This window comes from Streptomyces sp. NPDC003034, from assembly GCF_053591375.1.
Genome location: NZ_JBSFTS010000001.1, coordinates 257,262 through 270,999, shown reverse-complemented (window position 1 = coordinate 270,999; position 13,738 = coordinate 257,262). Strand labels below are relative to the sequence as shown.

General features: G+C 72.1%; 12 protein-coding genes and 2 pseudogenes. 4 read left to right on the top strand and 10 right to left on the bottom strand.

The annotated features are described in order from the left end of the window. Window positions 1-145: 145 nt before the first annotated feature. The 8 genes and pseudogenes from ACWDX7_RS01335 to ACWDX7_RS01300 all read right to left on the bottom strand — a co-directional run bounded on the left by ACWDX7_RS01335 (window position 146) and on the right by ACWDX7_RS01300 (window position 8,759). Complete coding sequence (locus tag ACWDX7_RS01335; protein ID WP_451491514.1) at window positions 146-1,192, bottom strand: BMP family lipoprotein; 1,047 nt, start codon at window positions 1,190-1,192, stop codon at window positions 146-148. Window positions 1,193-1,422: 230 nt separating this feature from the next. Next, complete coding sequence (locus ACWDX7_RS01330; RefSeq protein ID WP_451491573.1) at window positions 1,423-2,715, bottom strand: amidohydrolase; 1,293 nt, start codon at window positions 2,713-2,715, stop codon at window positions 1,423-1,425. A 136-nt stretch (window positions 2,716-2,851) separates the two neighbouring features. Continuing rightward, on the bottom strand, window positions 2,852-3,973 hold the full coding sequence (locus ACWDX7_RS01325; protein ID WP_451491515.1) for a hypothetical protein: 1,122 nt from the start codon (window positions 3,971-3,973) through the stop codon (window positions 2,852-2,854). A gap of 51 nt (window positions 3,974-4,024) precedes the next feature. Beyond that, on the bottom strand, window positions 4,025-4,945 hold the full coding sequence (locus ACWDX7_RS01320) for an N-acetylneuraminate synthase family protein (protein ID WP_451491574.1): 921 nt from the start codon (window positions 4,943-4,945) through the stop codon (window positions 4,025-4,027). A gap of 432 nt (window positions 4,946-5,377) precedes the next feature. After that, a pseudogene (locus tag ACWDX7_RS01315) lies at window positions 5,378-5,734 on the bottom strand (acylneuraminate cytidylyltransferase family protein); the annotation flags it as partial. A gap of 11 nt (window positions 5,735-5,745) precedes the next feature. After that, window positions 5,746-6,273 (bottom strand): annotated as a pseudogene (locus ACWDX7_RS01310) (hypothetical protein); the annotation flags it as partial. A gap of 197 nt (window positions 6,274-6,470) precedes the next feature. Continuing rightward, a complete protein-coding gene (gene leuE / locus ACWDX7_RS01305) occupies window positions 6,471-7,121 on the bottom strand; it encodes a leucine efflux protein LeuE (RefSeq protein ID WP_451491516.1) in 651 nt (216 codons plus the stop codon). Between the two features lie 57 nt (window positions 7,122-7,178). Beyond that, the gene (locus ACWDX7_RS01300; RefSeq protein WP_451491517.1) at window positions 7,179-8,759 is read right to left on the bottom strand and encodes an acyl-CoA mutase large subunit family protein; all 1,581 of its coding nucleotides are present in this window, start codon (window positions 8,757-8,759) and stop codon (window positions 7,179-7,181) included. Window positions 8,760-9,184: 425 nt separating this feature from the next. Here ACWDX7_RS01300 and ACWDX7_RS01295 point away from each other — a divergent pair, with 425 nt between their 5' ends. After that, the gene (locus ACWDX7_RS01295) at window positions 9,185-9,805 is read left to right on the top strand and encodes a L,D-transpeptidase family protein (RefSeq protein WP_451491518.1); all 621 of its coding nucleotides are present in this window, start codon (window positions 9,185-9,187) and stop codon (window positions 9,803-9,805) included. 155 nt (window positions 9,806-9,960) lie between these two features. Here ACWDX7_RS01295 and ACWDX7_RS01290 read toward each other — a convergent pair whose 3' ends face one another. Together ACWDX7_RS01290 and ACWDX7_RS01285 are read right to left on the bottom strand one after the other, a co-directional pair. Then, window positions 9,961-10,434 (bottom strand): hypothetical protein, encoded by a 474-nt coding sequence (locus ACWDX7_RS01290; RefSeq protein WP_451491519.1) that lies wholly within the window; start codon window positions 10,432-10,434, stop codon window positions 9,961-9,963. 589 nt (window positions 10,435-11,023) lie between these two features. Further along, window positions 11,024-11,764 carry an RNA polymerase sigma factor gene (locus ACWDX7_RS01285; RefSeq protein ID WP_451491575.1) on the bottom strand — a complete coding sequence of 247 codons (741 nt, stop codon included), beginning with the start codon at window positions 11,762-11,764 and terminating at the stop codon, window positions 11,024-11,026. Window positions 11,765-12,110: 346 nt separating this feature from the next. Here ACWDX7_RS01285 and ACWDX7_RS01280 point away from each other — a divergent pair, with 346 nt between their 5' ends. The 3 genes from ACWDX7_RS01280 (at window position 12,111) to ACWDX7_RS01270 (ending at window position 13,736) form a co-directional block, all read left to right on the top strand. Further along, window positions 12,111-12,734: a 2-oxo-4-hydroxy-4-carboxy-5-ureidoimidazoline decarboxylase gene (locus ACWDX7_RS01280; protein WP_451491520.1), complete on the top strand. Its 624-nt coding sequence runs from the start codon at window positions 12,111-12,113 to the stop codon at window positions 12,732-12,734. A 133-nt stretch (window positions 12,735-12,867) separates the two neighbouring features. After that, complete coding sequence (gene sdhC / locus ACWDX7_RS01275; protein ID WP_451491521.1) at window positions 12,868-13,248, top strand: succinate dehydrogenase, cytochrome b556 subunit; 381 nt, start codon at window positions 12,868-12,870, stop codon at window positions 13,246-13,248. A 5-nt stretch (window positions 13,249-13,253) separates the two neighbouring features. After that, a complete protein-coding gene (locus ACWDX7_RS01270) occupies window positions 13,254-13,736 on the top strand; it encodes a succinate dehydrogenase hydrophobic membrane anchor subunit (RefSeq protein WP_355410327.1) in 483 nt (160 codons plus the stop codon). The last annotated feature ends 2 nt before the right edge of the window (window positions 13,737-13,738 follow it).

Genomic DNA, 13,738 nt, shown 5'->3' with positions numbered 1-13,738 from the left:
TATCGCGTCCACGATGCCTCTACGCGCGTAGCACTGTCGGAGGTGAAAACTTGCGGCCGACTGGCCACAGGACGCGGCTCGGGGCCCGGGAGCGGCAGAGCCGCTTCCCGGACCCCGGAGACCACGTGCGGTGTCGGACGCGGCCTTACGGCGCGGTCTTGACCGTGATCTTCTTGGCGATGATGTCGGCCCTGGCCTTGTCCACCGCGGCGATGACCTCGGTCATATTCTTGTACTCGGGGTTGGAGTCGGACAGGCCGACGCCGTCCTTGTCGAGGCCGTAACGGATCTCACCGGTGGCCGGCTTGCCGTCCTTGACCGACTTGATCAGGTCGAAGACGGAGTCCGAGACGTCCTTGGTGACCGAGGTCAGGATGTGGTCCTTGTACTTCGCCAGACCGGCCTGGTTGTACTGGTCCGAGTCGACGCCGATGGCCCACTTGCCCTTGAGGGCGGCCGCCTCGATGGCGCCCGTGCCGGCGAGGCCCGCGGCCGCGTAGACCACGTCGGCGCCCGCGTCGAGCTGGCCGTTCGCGGCGGCCTTGCCGAGGTCGGGCTTGGAGAAGCCGCTCGTGTCCGGCGGCTGGCTCAGGTACTGGGCGATGACCTTGGCGTTCGGGTCGGTGTCCTTGACGCCCTGGGCGAAGCCCGCCTCGAACTTCTTGATCAGCGGAACCTCGACACCGCCGATGAAGCCGACCGTGCCGGTCTTGGAGACCTTGGCGGCGGCGACGCCGGCCAGGTAGGAGCCCTGCTCCTCGTTGAAGACCATGTTGGCCACGTTGGGGCCGGTCACCGAGGTGTCGTCGATGATGCCGAACGTGGTGTCCGGGAACTTCGCCGCGACCTTCTTCATGGCCGGGGCGTAGGCGAAACCGACGCCGATGACCGGGTTGTTGCCCTTGCGGGCGAGCTCGGTGAGGCGCTGGACCTTGTCGGCCTCGCCCTCGCCGTCCGTGGGCTCCGCCTCGGCGCCCTTGATCTTCAGCTCCGTCTCGGCCTTGTGCAGGCCCGCGTAGGCGGCGTCGTTGAACGACTGGTCGCCTCGGCCGCCGATGTCGTACGCGATGGCGGCGCTCGGCTCCTTGGAAGCTGCGGTGTCCGACGAGTTCTTACCGCCACAGGCGGTGGCCGAGAGGGCCAGCGCAGCGGACGCGATGCCCACGGTGGCGATCCTGTTGATCCGGCGCAAGGGGAGGCTCCTTCAAAACCTGACCGAAGCGCCACGACCGGCGCTGGTTTCGCGGCGATCGTAACGCGCGTAGATGTCAGTTAAAGGCCCGTTCATGAGTCGTTATCGGATCGTCGTGAACCGGACAGTGACCGATTGGTGACTCCCTCTGCGTCCAGCCCTTGTATACCAAGGGCTGGACGCATCCGCCGGGAGAACGCGGATGTTGTATGGGGCCGTCCGGTCCGGCTTTATCCGGCCGGGCGGGGGCGGCGCCCGTCCAGCAGGGCCGCGGCCGTGAAGAACTCCACGCCCACCGCGATCGCGGACTCGTCCACGTCGAAATCGCCCCGGTGCAGGTCGCGCTTGACGGGGTCGCCGGGGGTACGGACCCCCAGGCGGGCCATGGCGCCCGGGACGTGTTCCAGGTACCAGGAGAAGTCCTCCCCGCCCAGGCTCTGCTCGGTGTCCTCCACCGACTCGGTGCCGCGCCGGGCCGCCATCGCCTCCCGCAGCAGTTCGGTGACCGCCGGGTCGTTGACCACCGGCGGCACCCCGCGCACGTGGTTGATCTCGAACTTGGCCCCGTGCATGGTCGAGACCTCGTCGATCGCCGCGTGGATCATGTCGGGCGCATCGTGCCAGGCGTTCAGATCCAGACACCGGACCGTCCCCGACAGCTCGGCGTGCATCGGGATGACGTTGCAGGCGTGCCCGGCCTCGATCCGGCCCCAGGTGATGGACATGCCCGACCGGGCGTCCATCCGGCGGGCCAGCACGGCCGGGACGTCGATGGCCACCCGGGCGGCCGCCGTCACGAGGTCCGTGGTCAGGTGCGGGCGGGCGGTGTGCCCGCCGGGACCGGCGAGGCTGACCTCCAGCCGGTCGCAGGCCGAGGTGATGGGGCCGGTCCGCAGCCCGATCCGCCCCGCGTCGACCCGGGGGTCGCAGTGCACCGCGATGATCTTCCCCACGCCCTCCAGGGCCCCGGAGTCGATGGCCTCGGTGGCTCCCCCCGGGAGCACCTCCTCGGCGGGCTGGAACAGCAGCCGCACGGGCCGGGGCAGCAGGCCCTGGCGGTCGAGCCCCGCGAGGACCAGGCCCGCACCGAGCACGGTGACGGTGTGCACGTCGTGGCCGCAGGCGTGGGCGCGGTCCGGGACGGTCGAGCGGTAGGGGACGTGCGTCTTGGTGTCCGGGATGGGAAGGGCGTCGATGTCCGCGCGCAGGGCCATCATCAGCGGTGCGCCGTCCTCCCCGCGCCCGCCACCGCCCTCGAAGGCGCTCAGCCGCTCCTCGTCCCAGGTCCCCACGTCACAGACCAGGCCGGTCCCGGACGAGAGCACCCATGGGCGCAGGCCGGCTTTTTCCAGCCGGGCCTTGATCGCCGCCGTGGTGCGGAACTCCTGGTGTCCTAGCTCGGGGTGCATGTGCAGGTCCCGGCGGAAGGCGATCAGTTCGGCACGCAGGTGGTCCGGAAGTGTGCCGGGCAGCTCGGACCGGTCGGACGCCGGAGGCTGGGCGGGCTGGGACTCGCGGGACATCAACTGGTTCACCCGTTGAAGGGTAGGCGTACGGACCACCCAAGTGGCTGGAGATCACGAAAAGTTCATGCCGTTAGGGGAAAGAAACCCGCCTCTGGAGGCTTGACCGGGTGCGTCCAGGGGTAAACTCGCGCGCTCATCCGGCCGCGGGAGCCGCCCGGAGGGGAAGTCTGCGCACATCACGGGCGGTGTCGGTCACTGCGGCCAGGAAAGTGCGCGCCCTCGGCGAGGCCGAGCCGGTGAGCCAGGCCGGGTCCACATCGCATACGGCGACCGTGACGCCGGTACCGGTCAGGGCGTACGGCAGCGTGTGGACGACGGTGGACGGAAAGCTGACGATCGTACGGCCGATGGGACCACGCCGGGCGATCAGCTCCAGCGGCAGGTCCGGACGTACGATCTCCAGCCCGGTCGCCTCGCTCAGCGCGCGCAGCTTCTCCGGGGACTCCCGGCGGTGCGCGAAGTACCGGGTCGCGCCGTGCTCCAGGGTCAGTGCGCGCACGGCGTCCAGATAGCGGAGCGGATCCACCACCCCGGTCTCCACGAGCGAGGTGCCCACCAGATCGGTGCCCCGGGCCAGCCGCGGCTGCCCGAAGCGGGACCGGGTCCAGGCGAAGTCGTTGACCCGCAGCGTCATCGCGCCCTGGACGGTGACCGGCATCGAGCTGAAGACCTCCACGCGCCGCCCTGCGCCCTCGCCGGGAGTGAAACGGCGCCGCGCGGTCGCCGAGACCGGTGCGTACGCCAGCTCGCGCACCCGTCCGGGCAGCCCCCCGCCGCCGACCCGGTGCCAGCGTACGAGCCGCTCGCCGCGGGCGGTCTGGGCGACGAACTCCAGGGTGGCGGTGCCGTCGTCCACCACGACGAGCTCCTCGGCCCGTACCAGCGTGAGCAGCAGCTGGACGTAGCGCGAGAAGGGGTCACCGACCACGACCCGGCGGGCTGACCGGACCTGGCGGGCCAGTGCGGCGAGTGCCTTGAGCGGCGCCAGCCGGCCGCCGCGGGCCTCCTGCCACCGCACCTGGTGGCCCTCGTCGCGCGCCAGCCCCGCCATCCGGCGCAGCTGGCCGCGGGACATCGGGTCGATCGGCGGCAGCACGACGATCCGCAGCGGGCCCGGCTCGCCGGCCGGGCTGCCGCCGCCCACCGGGTCCTGGGCCGCGGCCCGGTCCTGGCCGTGCGCGTACGCCCACTCCAGCACGTTCAGGAGCTGGACGGGGCTTTCGACGAAAGCCAGCGCGGAGGCGGAAGGGGTCACCACGAACTCCTCGTCGGGGGCGGGCGGACGGAACCTCGTACGGCGGGCGGCTCAGAGCGCCGCGGGCTCGCCCCGGACGCGGCGGAGCTTCTTCATGGGGCCCAGCTCGGAGGCGTAGACCCGCTTGACGCCGTCGCCGAGGGCGGTCTCGATGGTGCGGATGTCGCGGACGAGGCGGGCCAGGCCACCGGGCTCGACGGAAGCCGCCTGGTCGGAGCCCCACATCGCGCGGTCCAGGGTGATGTGGCGCTCCACGAAGGCGGCGCCGAGGGCGACGGCGGCCAGGGTGGTCTGCAGGCCCGTCTCGTGGCCGGAGTAGCCGATCGGGACGTTGGGGTACTCCTCCTTCAGGGTCTCGATCACCCGCAGGTTGAGCTCCTCCGCCTTGGCCGGGTACGTCGATGTGGCGTGGCACAGCAGGATGTTGTCGCTGCCGAGCACCTCCACGGCGTGGCGGATCTGCTTCGGGGTGGACATGCCGGTGGAGAGGACCACGGTGCGGCCGGTGGCGCGCAGGGCGCGCAGCAGCTCGTCGTCGGTGAGGGAGGCGGAGGCCACCTTGTGGACGGGTACGTCGAACTTCTCCAGGAAGGCGACGGCCTCGGTGTCCCACGGGGAGGCGAACCAGTCGATGCCGCGCAGCGCGCAGTGCTCGTCGATGGCGCGGTACTCGTCCTCGCCGAATTCGACCCGGTGGCGGTAGTCGATGTAGGTCATCCGCCCCCAGGGGGTGTCGCGCTCGATGTCCCACTGGTCGCGCGGGGTGCAGATCTCCGGGGTCCGCTTCTGGAACTTCACGGCGTCGCAGCCGGCGTCGGCGGCGGCGTCGATGAGGGCGAGGGCGTTGCCCAGGTCTCCGTTGTGGTTGATGCCGATCTCGCCGACGACGTAGACGGGCCGGCCGGGCCCGGCGCTGCGGGATCCGAACGTACGCAGGCGGGCGTCGTGGGCGTGGGGGCTGGCGGCGGTCATGGCGGGCGGTGTCCTTCGGTGCGGGGGCGCGGGCTGCTGGGGTGCGGGATGCGGCAATGGGGTTGCGGTGTGCGGCAGTGGGGTGTGCAGCAGAGGGGTGTGTACGGGCTGCGGGTCGGGGTGTACGTCGAACAGCGGGGCGAGCAGGCGGGCGCGGGCGAGGTCGTGCGGCTCGTCGACCTCCAGGACCCGCGCGGGGTGGGTGATGACGGCGAGGGTCCGGCCGAAGAAGCGGTGCCGGGCGGTGCGGAAGCCGGGGGCGGCCATGGCGTAGGCGGCGCCGGTCTCCAGCAGGTCCCGCGGGCGGTCCTGGCGCCGGGGGCGGTACGAGGCTTCGTGGTTGACGCCGGCCGCGGCGCCGTCGGCGCCCTCCCGCCAGAGGAAGCCGTGGAAGGGGACGGCGGTGAGGGCCGAGTCGGCCGCCCCGGAGGCGACGGCGGCGGCGACGGAGTCGATGTCGCGGACGGTGAGGAAGGGGCTGGTGCACTGGACCAGGAGGACGACGTCCACGGTGAGCGAGCGCAGTTCCTCGAAGCCGGCCAGGGCGTGCAGGACGGCGGCTTCGCTGGTGGCGGTGTCCCCGGAGAGCGCCGCGGGCCGGGTGATGACATCGGCTCCCGCGCGCCGGGCGACGGCGGCGATCGCCTCGGAGTCGGTGGAGACGACCACGTCGGTCACGTTCGGCGCGGCCAGGCAGGCCCGGACGGCGCGGACCACGAGCGGCGTGCCGGAGACTTCGGCGAGGTTCTTGCCCGGGACTCCCTTGGAGCCGCCGCGGGCCGGGATCACGGTGAGGACCCTCACAGCTCCCCCATCCGGCGGATGACCGGGGCGACCCGCTGGACGCCGTGCCGGTAGGCGCCGCGGGCGGCGTCCCGCAGCTGGGCGCGCAGCCGCCGCCGCAGCCGGGACTCTCCCGCCGCCGCCGGGCGGGCCGCGCCGGGGAGCGGGGTGCCGTCGGGGGCGAGGTGGTGGCGGGCGAGGATCTCGGGCAGGTACCGGGGGGCGGTGGTGAGCGTGTAGTACGGGTCCGGGGGCGGGAGCCGGAGCCGGCCCGTCAGCTCCGCGACCCTGGCCCGGGCGGCGGCGTACGGGTCGTGCGCGCCGGGTGTGTCGTCCGGGTGGCAGGCGTCGTCTGCGGCGGGTGCGCCGGGGGTGCCCTGCGCGGCCGGTGTGCCGTGCGCGGTGGGGGTGCCCTGCCCGGTGGGGGTGCCCTGCGCGGCCGGTGTGCCGCCGGCGGCCGGGCCGCGGACGCCCTGGGCCGCGAGCCAGTGCGGGTCGCCCTGCGGCAGCAGGCCCGCGTCGAGCTGGTCCCAGGAGGCCAGGCAGGTCCTGTCCTCGCGGCGGGCGGCGGCCGAGGCCTACCTGGCCCGGCACCTGACCCCGCGCACCCTGCGGTACTTCGCCCGCCGCCGCCTGACCGCGCTGGGCCTGCCGGGCGGTATCCCGGCCGGCTTGTCCTTCCTGCCGCGGATCCCCGCCGTACGCCGCACCGTCCGGCGGCTCGGGCGGCTGCGCCGCGCGCTCAGCTGACGGCGAGTTTGGCGGCGAAGCCCGCGAACAGCGCGCCCGCCACCGTCGTCGCCCCGGCCGACAGCCGCTTGCGGCGGCGGAAGGCGGCGGACAGCCGGGTGCCGGTGAAGATCAGAGTCGTCAGGTAGAGGAAGCTCAGCAACTGGGAGGCGGCGCCCAGCAGCAGGAACGACAGGGCGGGGTAGGCGTATCCCGGGTCGACGAACTGCACGAAGAAGGACAGCAGGAACAAGATGGCCTTCGGGTTGACCAGGCTCACCACCAGGGCCCGCCGGTAGGGCCGCTCGGCGGCGCCCGCCGGCTCCCCGGCGCTCAGCAGCTCCTCCTGCCGCGCTTCCCGGTGGAGCCACATGCTCCGGGCCGCCCGCAGCATCCCGAGCGCCAGCCAGGCCAGGTACCCGGCCCCGAGGTACTTGACCACGGTGAAGACCAGCGGGCTCGCCTGGAGCAGCGCTCCCGCGCCGGCGGCGGTCAGCACCATGAGGACGGCGTCGCCGGTGAACACACCCGATGCGGCCTTGTACCCCTCGCGCACCCCGCGGCGGGCCGCGACGGACAGGACGTACAAGGAGTTGGGACCCGGCAGCAGGATGATCAGCACCAGGCCGGCGAGATACGTAGGAAGATCGGTCACACCCAGCATGGGCAGGAGTGTCCCACAGGGACGCGCCTGTCGGTCCGCCGTTTCCCAGCGGCTCCGTCACCACGTGGAAGCGGCCGGCTCGTACGTCCCCCACACCTCCCTCAGCGCCCCGCACACCTCCCCCAGCGTGGCCCGCGCGCGCAGGGCCTCCTTCATCGGGTAGAGCACGTTGTCCGTGCCCGCGGCCGCCTGCCGCAGCGCCGTCAGCGCCGCCGACACCGCCGCCCCGTCGCGCTCCGCCCGCAGCCGCGCGAGCGCCTCGCACTGGCGCGCCTCGATGGCCGGGTCCACGCGCAGCGGTTCGTACGCCTCCTCGCGCTCCAGGGCGAAGCGGTTGACCCCGACCACGACCCGCTCGCCGCTCTCGGTCTCGCGCGCGATGCGGTAGGCGTTCCGCTCGATCTCCGCCTTCTGGAAACCGGTCTCGATCGCGGTCACGGCCCCGCCCCGGTCCTCGATGCGCTCCATCAGCGCGAGCACCTCGGCCTCCAGCTCGTCCGTCATCCGCTCCACGGCGTAGGAACCGGCGAAGGGGTCCACGGTGTGGGGTGCGTCCGTCTCGTACGCGAGGACCTGCTGGGTGCGCAGCGCCAGCCGGGCGGACTTCTCCGTCGGCAGGGCCAGTGCCTCGTCGAAGGAGTTGGTGTGCAGCGACTGCGTGCCGCCGAGGACGGCGGCCAGGGCCTGCACGGCCACCCGTACGAGATTGAGCTCGGGCTGCTGCGCCGTCAGCTGCACCCCGGCGGTCTGGGTGTGGAAGCGCAGCATCAGCGACTTGGGGTCCCGCGCCCCGAACTCCTCCCGCATGACGCGGGCCCAGATCCGCCGCGCTGCGCGGAACTTGGCGACCTCCTCCAGCAGGGTGGTGCGGGCGACGAAGAAGAAGGAGAGCCGGGGCCCGAACTCGTCGATCCCCATCCCGGCCGCGAGGGCCGTACGGACGTACGCGATGCCGTCGGCGAGGGTGAAGGCCACCTCCTGCGCGGGCGAGGCGCCCGCTTCGGCCATGTGGTAGCCGGAGATGGAGATGGTGTTCCACTTGGGGATCTCGGCGCGGCAGTACCGGAAGGTGTCCGCCGTCAGCCGGAGGGAGGGTCCGGGCGGGAAGATGTACGTACCGCGGGCGATGTACTCCTTCAGGACGTCGTTCTGCACCGTGCCCGTCAGCCTCTGGCCCGCGATCCCCTGTTCCTCCGCCACCAGCTGATAGAGCACCAGCAGGAGTGCCGCGGGCGCGTTGATGGTCATCGAGGTGGAGACCCGGTCGAGCGGGATCCCGTCCAGCAGGGCCCGCATGTCGTCCAGCGAGTCGATCGCGACCCCGACCTTGCCGACCTCGCCGTGGGCGAGGGGGGCGTCGGAGTCGTGTCCCATCTGGGTCGGCAGGTCGAAGGCGACGGACAGTCCGGTGCCGCCGCCGGCGATGAGCTGGCGGTAGCGGGCGTTGGATTCGGCGGCCGTGCCGAAGCCGGCGTACTGCCGCATGGTCCACGGGCGGCCTGTGTACATCGTGGGGTAGATCCCCCGGGTATAGGGGTAAGCACCCGGTTCGCCCAGTTTGGCGTCCGGGTCCCACCCCGTCAGGTCACCGGGCCCGTAGACGGGTTCGATCGGAATGCCGCTCTCGGTCTGTGCCATGGGCGAGTCCTCGGTAGGGCAACCGGGCCCGGGGCTGATACAACCGTCCCCGCCGACGGCTGCGGGCGGTGCTTGTCACAATGGCGCAACATCCCGCGACCGTGTGCAACTCTCCACGCGCGCCAGACATCGACTACATGACACGACGTAGAAATCGGGGGACCGCGATGCACCGCCAGAGAGTCATAATCCGCACGCTCGGAATCGCCACCGCCGTCGCGCTTGCCGCGACCGCCTGCGGGCCGCAGAAGGCGGAGTCGTCAGCTTCCGCCCCACCGGCTCCGTCAGCGTCCACGGCGGTCTCCTCACCTGCGACGTCCCCGTCCACCGACGACAAGCCCGGTGACGCCTCGCCGTCGGCATCGCCTTCCAAGTCGGCGTCCCCGTCGTCCTCGCCCTCGCCGTCTCCGGCGGTGAAGCAGATCATGGCGAACGGTGACGACAGCGAGCAGGTGCGCGAGCTCCAGGCCCGGCTGAAGCAGCTGAAGCTGCTGAGTGTCGCGCCGACCGGTTTCTACGGGTCGAAGACGACCGCGGCGGTGAAGTCCTTCCAGTCGAGGAACGGTCTGGGCGCCACCGGTTCGGTCGACGCGGCCACCTGGAAGAAGATCCAGGGCGCCACGCAGATGCCCACGGAGCAGGAGCTGCGCCCGCCGACCGTCAACGAGCCCGACGCCCCCGACGCCCGATGCATGGAGGGCCGGGTCATGTGCATCAGCAAGGAGAGCCGCACCCTCGCCTGGATGATCGACGGCAAGGTCCTCTCCACCATGGACGTGCGCTTCGGCTCGGAGAACACCCCGACCCGTGAGGGCATCTTCAAGGTGGACCGGAAGGAGAAGGAGTGGACGTCCACGCTCTACCACACGGCCATGCCGTACTCGATGTTCTTCAGCGGCGGCCAGGCGGTGCACTACTCGGCGGACTTCGCGGCCCGCGGCTACAACGGTGCTTCGCACGGCTGTGTGAACGTCCGGGACAAGGCCAGGCTGTCGGCGCTGTTCGACCAGGTCCACGTCGGCGACAAGGTCGTCGTCTACTGGTGACGTAGAGGGCGCGGGCAGGGCCGGGGGAACGAACCCTGCCCGCGCCGGTTGCGCAGAGCCCAGGGGTACGGGGGGAACCCCGGCTCATGCGCGGCCGATGACCAGTCGGCTCGTTATGTACTGCGCCACGGATGCGAAAAGTGTTACAGCTGGTGTCAGCGGCGGCTGTGGAGGCCCGCGTCGGCCGTGCCGGTCAGGACCGGCGCCGGCGCCGGCGCCTCGACTATCGCGCGGCCGTCGCCGTCACCGACGCTGCGGCCACCCCCGGCGCTGCGCCCGCCCGACGCGTCCGGGGAGTCGCCCCGGCCGCCCTCGTCCCGGCCGGTCTCGTCCACCCCGTCCAGCACGGACTCGCAGTAGCGCGGGATGCGCGGGAGGCCGCGGGCCAGGCGCGAGAGCCGCTCGCGGCGGTCGTCGTCGAGGCGGCCCGCCCGGTAGTCCTGGCACAGGGCCGCGGCCTGGAGCCGGTTGGCCCGCTCGCCCTCGCGGTCCGAGTCGCCCTCCCCGCCCGTGGAGTCGCTCCCCGTCTTTCCCTGGCCGTCCTTGAACAGGCCGCCGCTGGAGGTCGCGCCGGACGAGGGCTGACCGGGTGTTCCGGTTCCGCCCGTCGGCTGCCCGTCCGCGCCCACGGTCGGCGCCGCGCCCGAGGGGGCCGGCGAGCCGTCGCCGCTGCGCAGCGGTTGCGGACGGAGTTGCGGGGGGAGGGGGGGCCGGCGGTGTCGCCGGGTGCCGGGTCGCCGTCCGCGCTGACGGACAGCGCCGGTGCGGGGGCCGCGTGGCCGTGCCCGGACCGGTCGAGCAGTCCGGTCGCCGCGGCGGCGGCCAGTCCGCCGACCGCGACACTGGCCACGGCCGCCGCCAGGCCGAACCGTACCGTCCGGCGGCGTCTGGGCGCGGGGACGAGGGCGCCGAGGTCGAGGAGGGGCTCGCCGGTACCGGCCGCCGTGGGGCGGGGTCCGGGCCGGGCGTCGGGGCCGCTCACCGGCGTCGCGCCGTGCGCGGCGCGGAAGGCGGCCACCGCGGCTGCCTCGCCGGGCAGCTCCGCCCCGGGGGGCGGAGGTTCGGCGAGGGCTTCCAGGGTGTCGAGGGCGGCGCGCAGCCGGGCCGCGTCACCCCGGGCTGCGCGATCGGCTCCGGGACCGACAGGTTCCACCGGCTCGCCGCGCAGCAGTTCGTCCGCCGCGGCTTCGTCCAGCCACCTGTTGCGCTCGTCGGCCATCACATGTCCTTCTGCGTCCGCCAACGTGAATGCGTCACACCGGTTTGTTCTACGAGGCCACCGCTCCGGCCACGCTGCGCGGGTACGGCGTCGAGATCCCTCCCGCCCCCGCCGTCCCGCTCTGGGCTCCCTGCATTATCACCGACCGGAACAACCGGGTCCGCGCCCGGTCCGAAGTCGCCGTCCAGACCCTGCGCCGCCAGCAGTTCCGCCAGCTTCTTCAGCCCCCGGTGCGCGGCGGTGCGTACCGCGCCCGGCCGCTTGCCCAGGGTCTCGGCGGCGCTCTTGGCGTCCAGGCCGACGACGACCCGCAGGACGACGGCCTCCGCCTGGTCCTGGGGAAGCTGCGCTATCAGCGCCATGGTCAGGCCGGTGGAAAGGGACTCCATGGCCTCGCCGGCCGTGTCGGAGTCGGCGGCCCGCCCGGTCAGCTCCGTCTCGTCGCCGCCGATGGCGGGGCGGCGGCCGCGCATGCGGATGTGGTCGAGCGCCCGGTTGCGGGCGATGCGGGCGGCCCAGCCCCGGAAGCGGTCGGCGTCGCCGGTGAAGGAATCGAGGTCGCGGGCGATCTGCAGCCAGGCCTCGGAGGTCACGTCTTCCGCGTCACCGTCTCCGACGAGCGTGCGTACGTATCCGAGCAGGCGCGGGTGCACGGCGCGGTACACAGTACGGAACGCGTTCTCGTCGCCGCCCTGTGCCGCGAGCACCGCGGCGGTCAGCTCCGCGTCGTCCCCCAGCAAAGTCCCCAACCCGTTCACTGTCCTGTACGTCCTGCGCAAATCAGCACGTTACGGCTTTCCGGCACTCCACGTCCACGCGTTGTACAGCCAGCGACGGAGCCAGCGCGGAGAGCGGTGTGACATAAAACGCACTGGAGGCGCTGACAGGGTTACGGGCTTGTCGCACGAGCCCGTGACGGACGGCGACCGGGGCCTCTCCTGTGGGGGGTGGCGGCCTCGGTCGCCTTCCCCTTTCCCCGGCGCCGCCTCTTCATCCTCCGGTCCGCGCCGCTTCCCTCATCCTTTCGGCTCACTTCCGGGTGAAATCCTCGAATGGGTACGACACACCCGCCCCCGTCTCGCTAGCGTGGCGGGACACCCGCGCCACGCCCCGAGGAGCCCCCCGCTGTCGAGCCACCTTCCGGCACAGGCCCGCGGCAGCTCCGATCCCTCGCACGGCTCCGGACTGGCGCGGTTCAACGCCCTGTCCTGCGACACCGTCCAGGCCGTCCTGCTGCAGTGCTGCGGAAGCCCTCGCTGGGCGGAGCGCGTGGCCGCCCACCGCCCCTACCCCGACCTCGGCGCACTGCTCGCCGCCGCGGACGAGGCCTCGTACGACCTGTCCCAGGCCGACCTGACGCAGGCGCTGGCCGCCGAGTCCCCGGCGGAGCTGGGGCACGGGGCCTCGTACGCCGCGCTCCTGGCCCTGGACGCGGCCCACGCCGAGTACGAACGCAAATTCGGGCACGCCTTCGTGATCTGCCTCGACGGGCACCCTCCGGAGGAGCAGGCGGACCAGCTGCTGACGGCCGTCCGGCGGCGCATGGGTCACGAGGTGGACGAGGAGCGCTCGATCTCGGCGGACGAACTGCGCCGCCTCGCCCAGGCCCGGCTGTGGGACCTGACACATTGGCTGACCTCGGCAGACGGGCTGTCTGCGACCGAATCGGGCTATTCGCCCCTGTGGGATAGCCCGTCCGTGCCTGTTTGATCACACCGATGACCCCCGGGCGAAGGAACCGACAAAGCGTCGCTACGATGGCCGGGGCCGGAGGACCGTACCCGGCCGGGCCCGACCGACAACGAAGCCGGCTGGCCCCCGCCCCGCTTCCGGAGGGTTTTCCGTGCCGGCTGGAACGTTGTACCGCGGCCGGGAAGGAATGTGGTCCTGGGTGGCTCATCGAGTCACCGGCGTCCTCATTTTCTTCTTCCTGTTCGTACACGTCCTCGACACCGCTCTCGTCCGCGTCTCCCCTGAGGCGTACGACGATGTCGTGGCTACCTACAAGACTCCGATCGTCGCGCTGCTGGAGTACGGCCTCGTGGCCGCCATCCTCTTCCACGCGCTCAACGGTCTCCGTGTCATCGCTGTGGACTTCTGGTCCAAGGGCCCGCGCTACCAGAAGCACATGCTCTGGAGCGTCATGGGCATCTGGATCGTGCTCATGGTCGGGGCCCTGTACCCCGTGCTCGGCCACGCAGCCGCTGAACTGTTCGGGAAGTGACGCGCATGTCTTCTGACACTTCTTCTGCCAAGGCCGTCGGCGACGTGGAGGGCGTGACCCTCTACGACGTCGACAACCCGGCGCCGTACATCGAGGCCCCGCGCAAGCGCACCGGCAAGACGCCGCGCTCGACCCGCGGCAACTTCGAGATGGCCGCATGGCTCTTCATGCGCCTCTCGGGCATCGTGCTCGTCGTCCTGGTCATCGGCCACCTGCTGATCCAGCTGGTGCTCGACGGCGGCGTCTCCAAGATCGGCTTCGCCTTCGTGGCCGGCCGCTGGGCGTCCCCGTTCTGGCAGGTCTGGGACCTGCTGATGCTGTGGCTGGCCATGCTGCACGGCGCCAACGGCCTGCGTACCGTCATCAACGACTACGCCGAGCGTGCCAACACGCGGCTGTGGCTGAAGGGCCTGCTCTACACCGCCACGGTGTTCACCATTCTTCTGGGCACGCTGGTGATCTTCACCTTCGACCCGAACATCCGCTAGGC

Excerpts from the sequence above, each read along its gene's own strand:
- ACWDX7_RS01330 (WP_451491573.1), bottom strand. The coding sequence starts at position 2,715 with ATGTCCCGCGAGTCCCAGCCCGCCCAGCCTCCGGCGTCCGACCGGTCC.
- ACWDX7_RS01320 (WP_451491574.1), bottom strand. The coding sequence starts at position 4,945 with ATGACCGCCGCCAGCCCCCACGCCCACGACGCCCGCCTGCGTACGTTC.
- leuE (WP_451491516.1), bottom strand. The coding sequence starts at position 7,121 with ATGCTGGGTGTGACCGATCTTCCTACGTATCTCGCCGGCCTGGTGCTG.
- ACWDX7_RS01300 (WP_451491517.1), bottom strand. The coding sequence starts at position 8,759 with ATGGCACAGACCGAGAGCGGCATTCCGATCGAACCCGTCTACGGGCCC.
- ACWDX7_RS01295 (WP_451491518.1), top strand. The coding sequence starts at position 9,185 with ATGGCGAACGGTGACGACAGCGAGCAGGTGCGCGAGCTCCAGGCCCGG.
- ACWDX7_RS01270 (WP_355410327.1), top strand. The coding sequence starts at position 13,254 with ATGTCTTCTGACACTTCTTCTGCCAAGGCCGTCGGCGACGTGGAGGGC.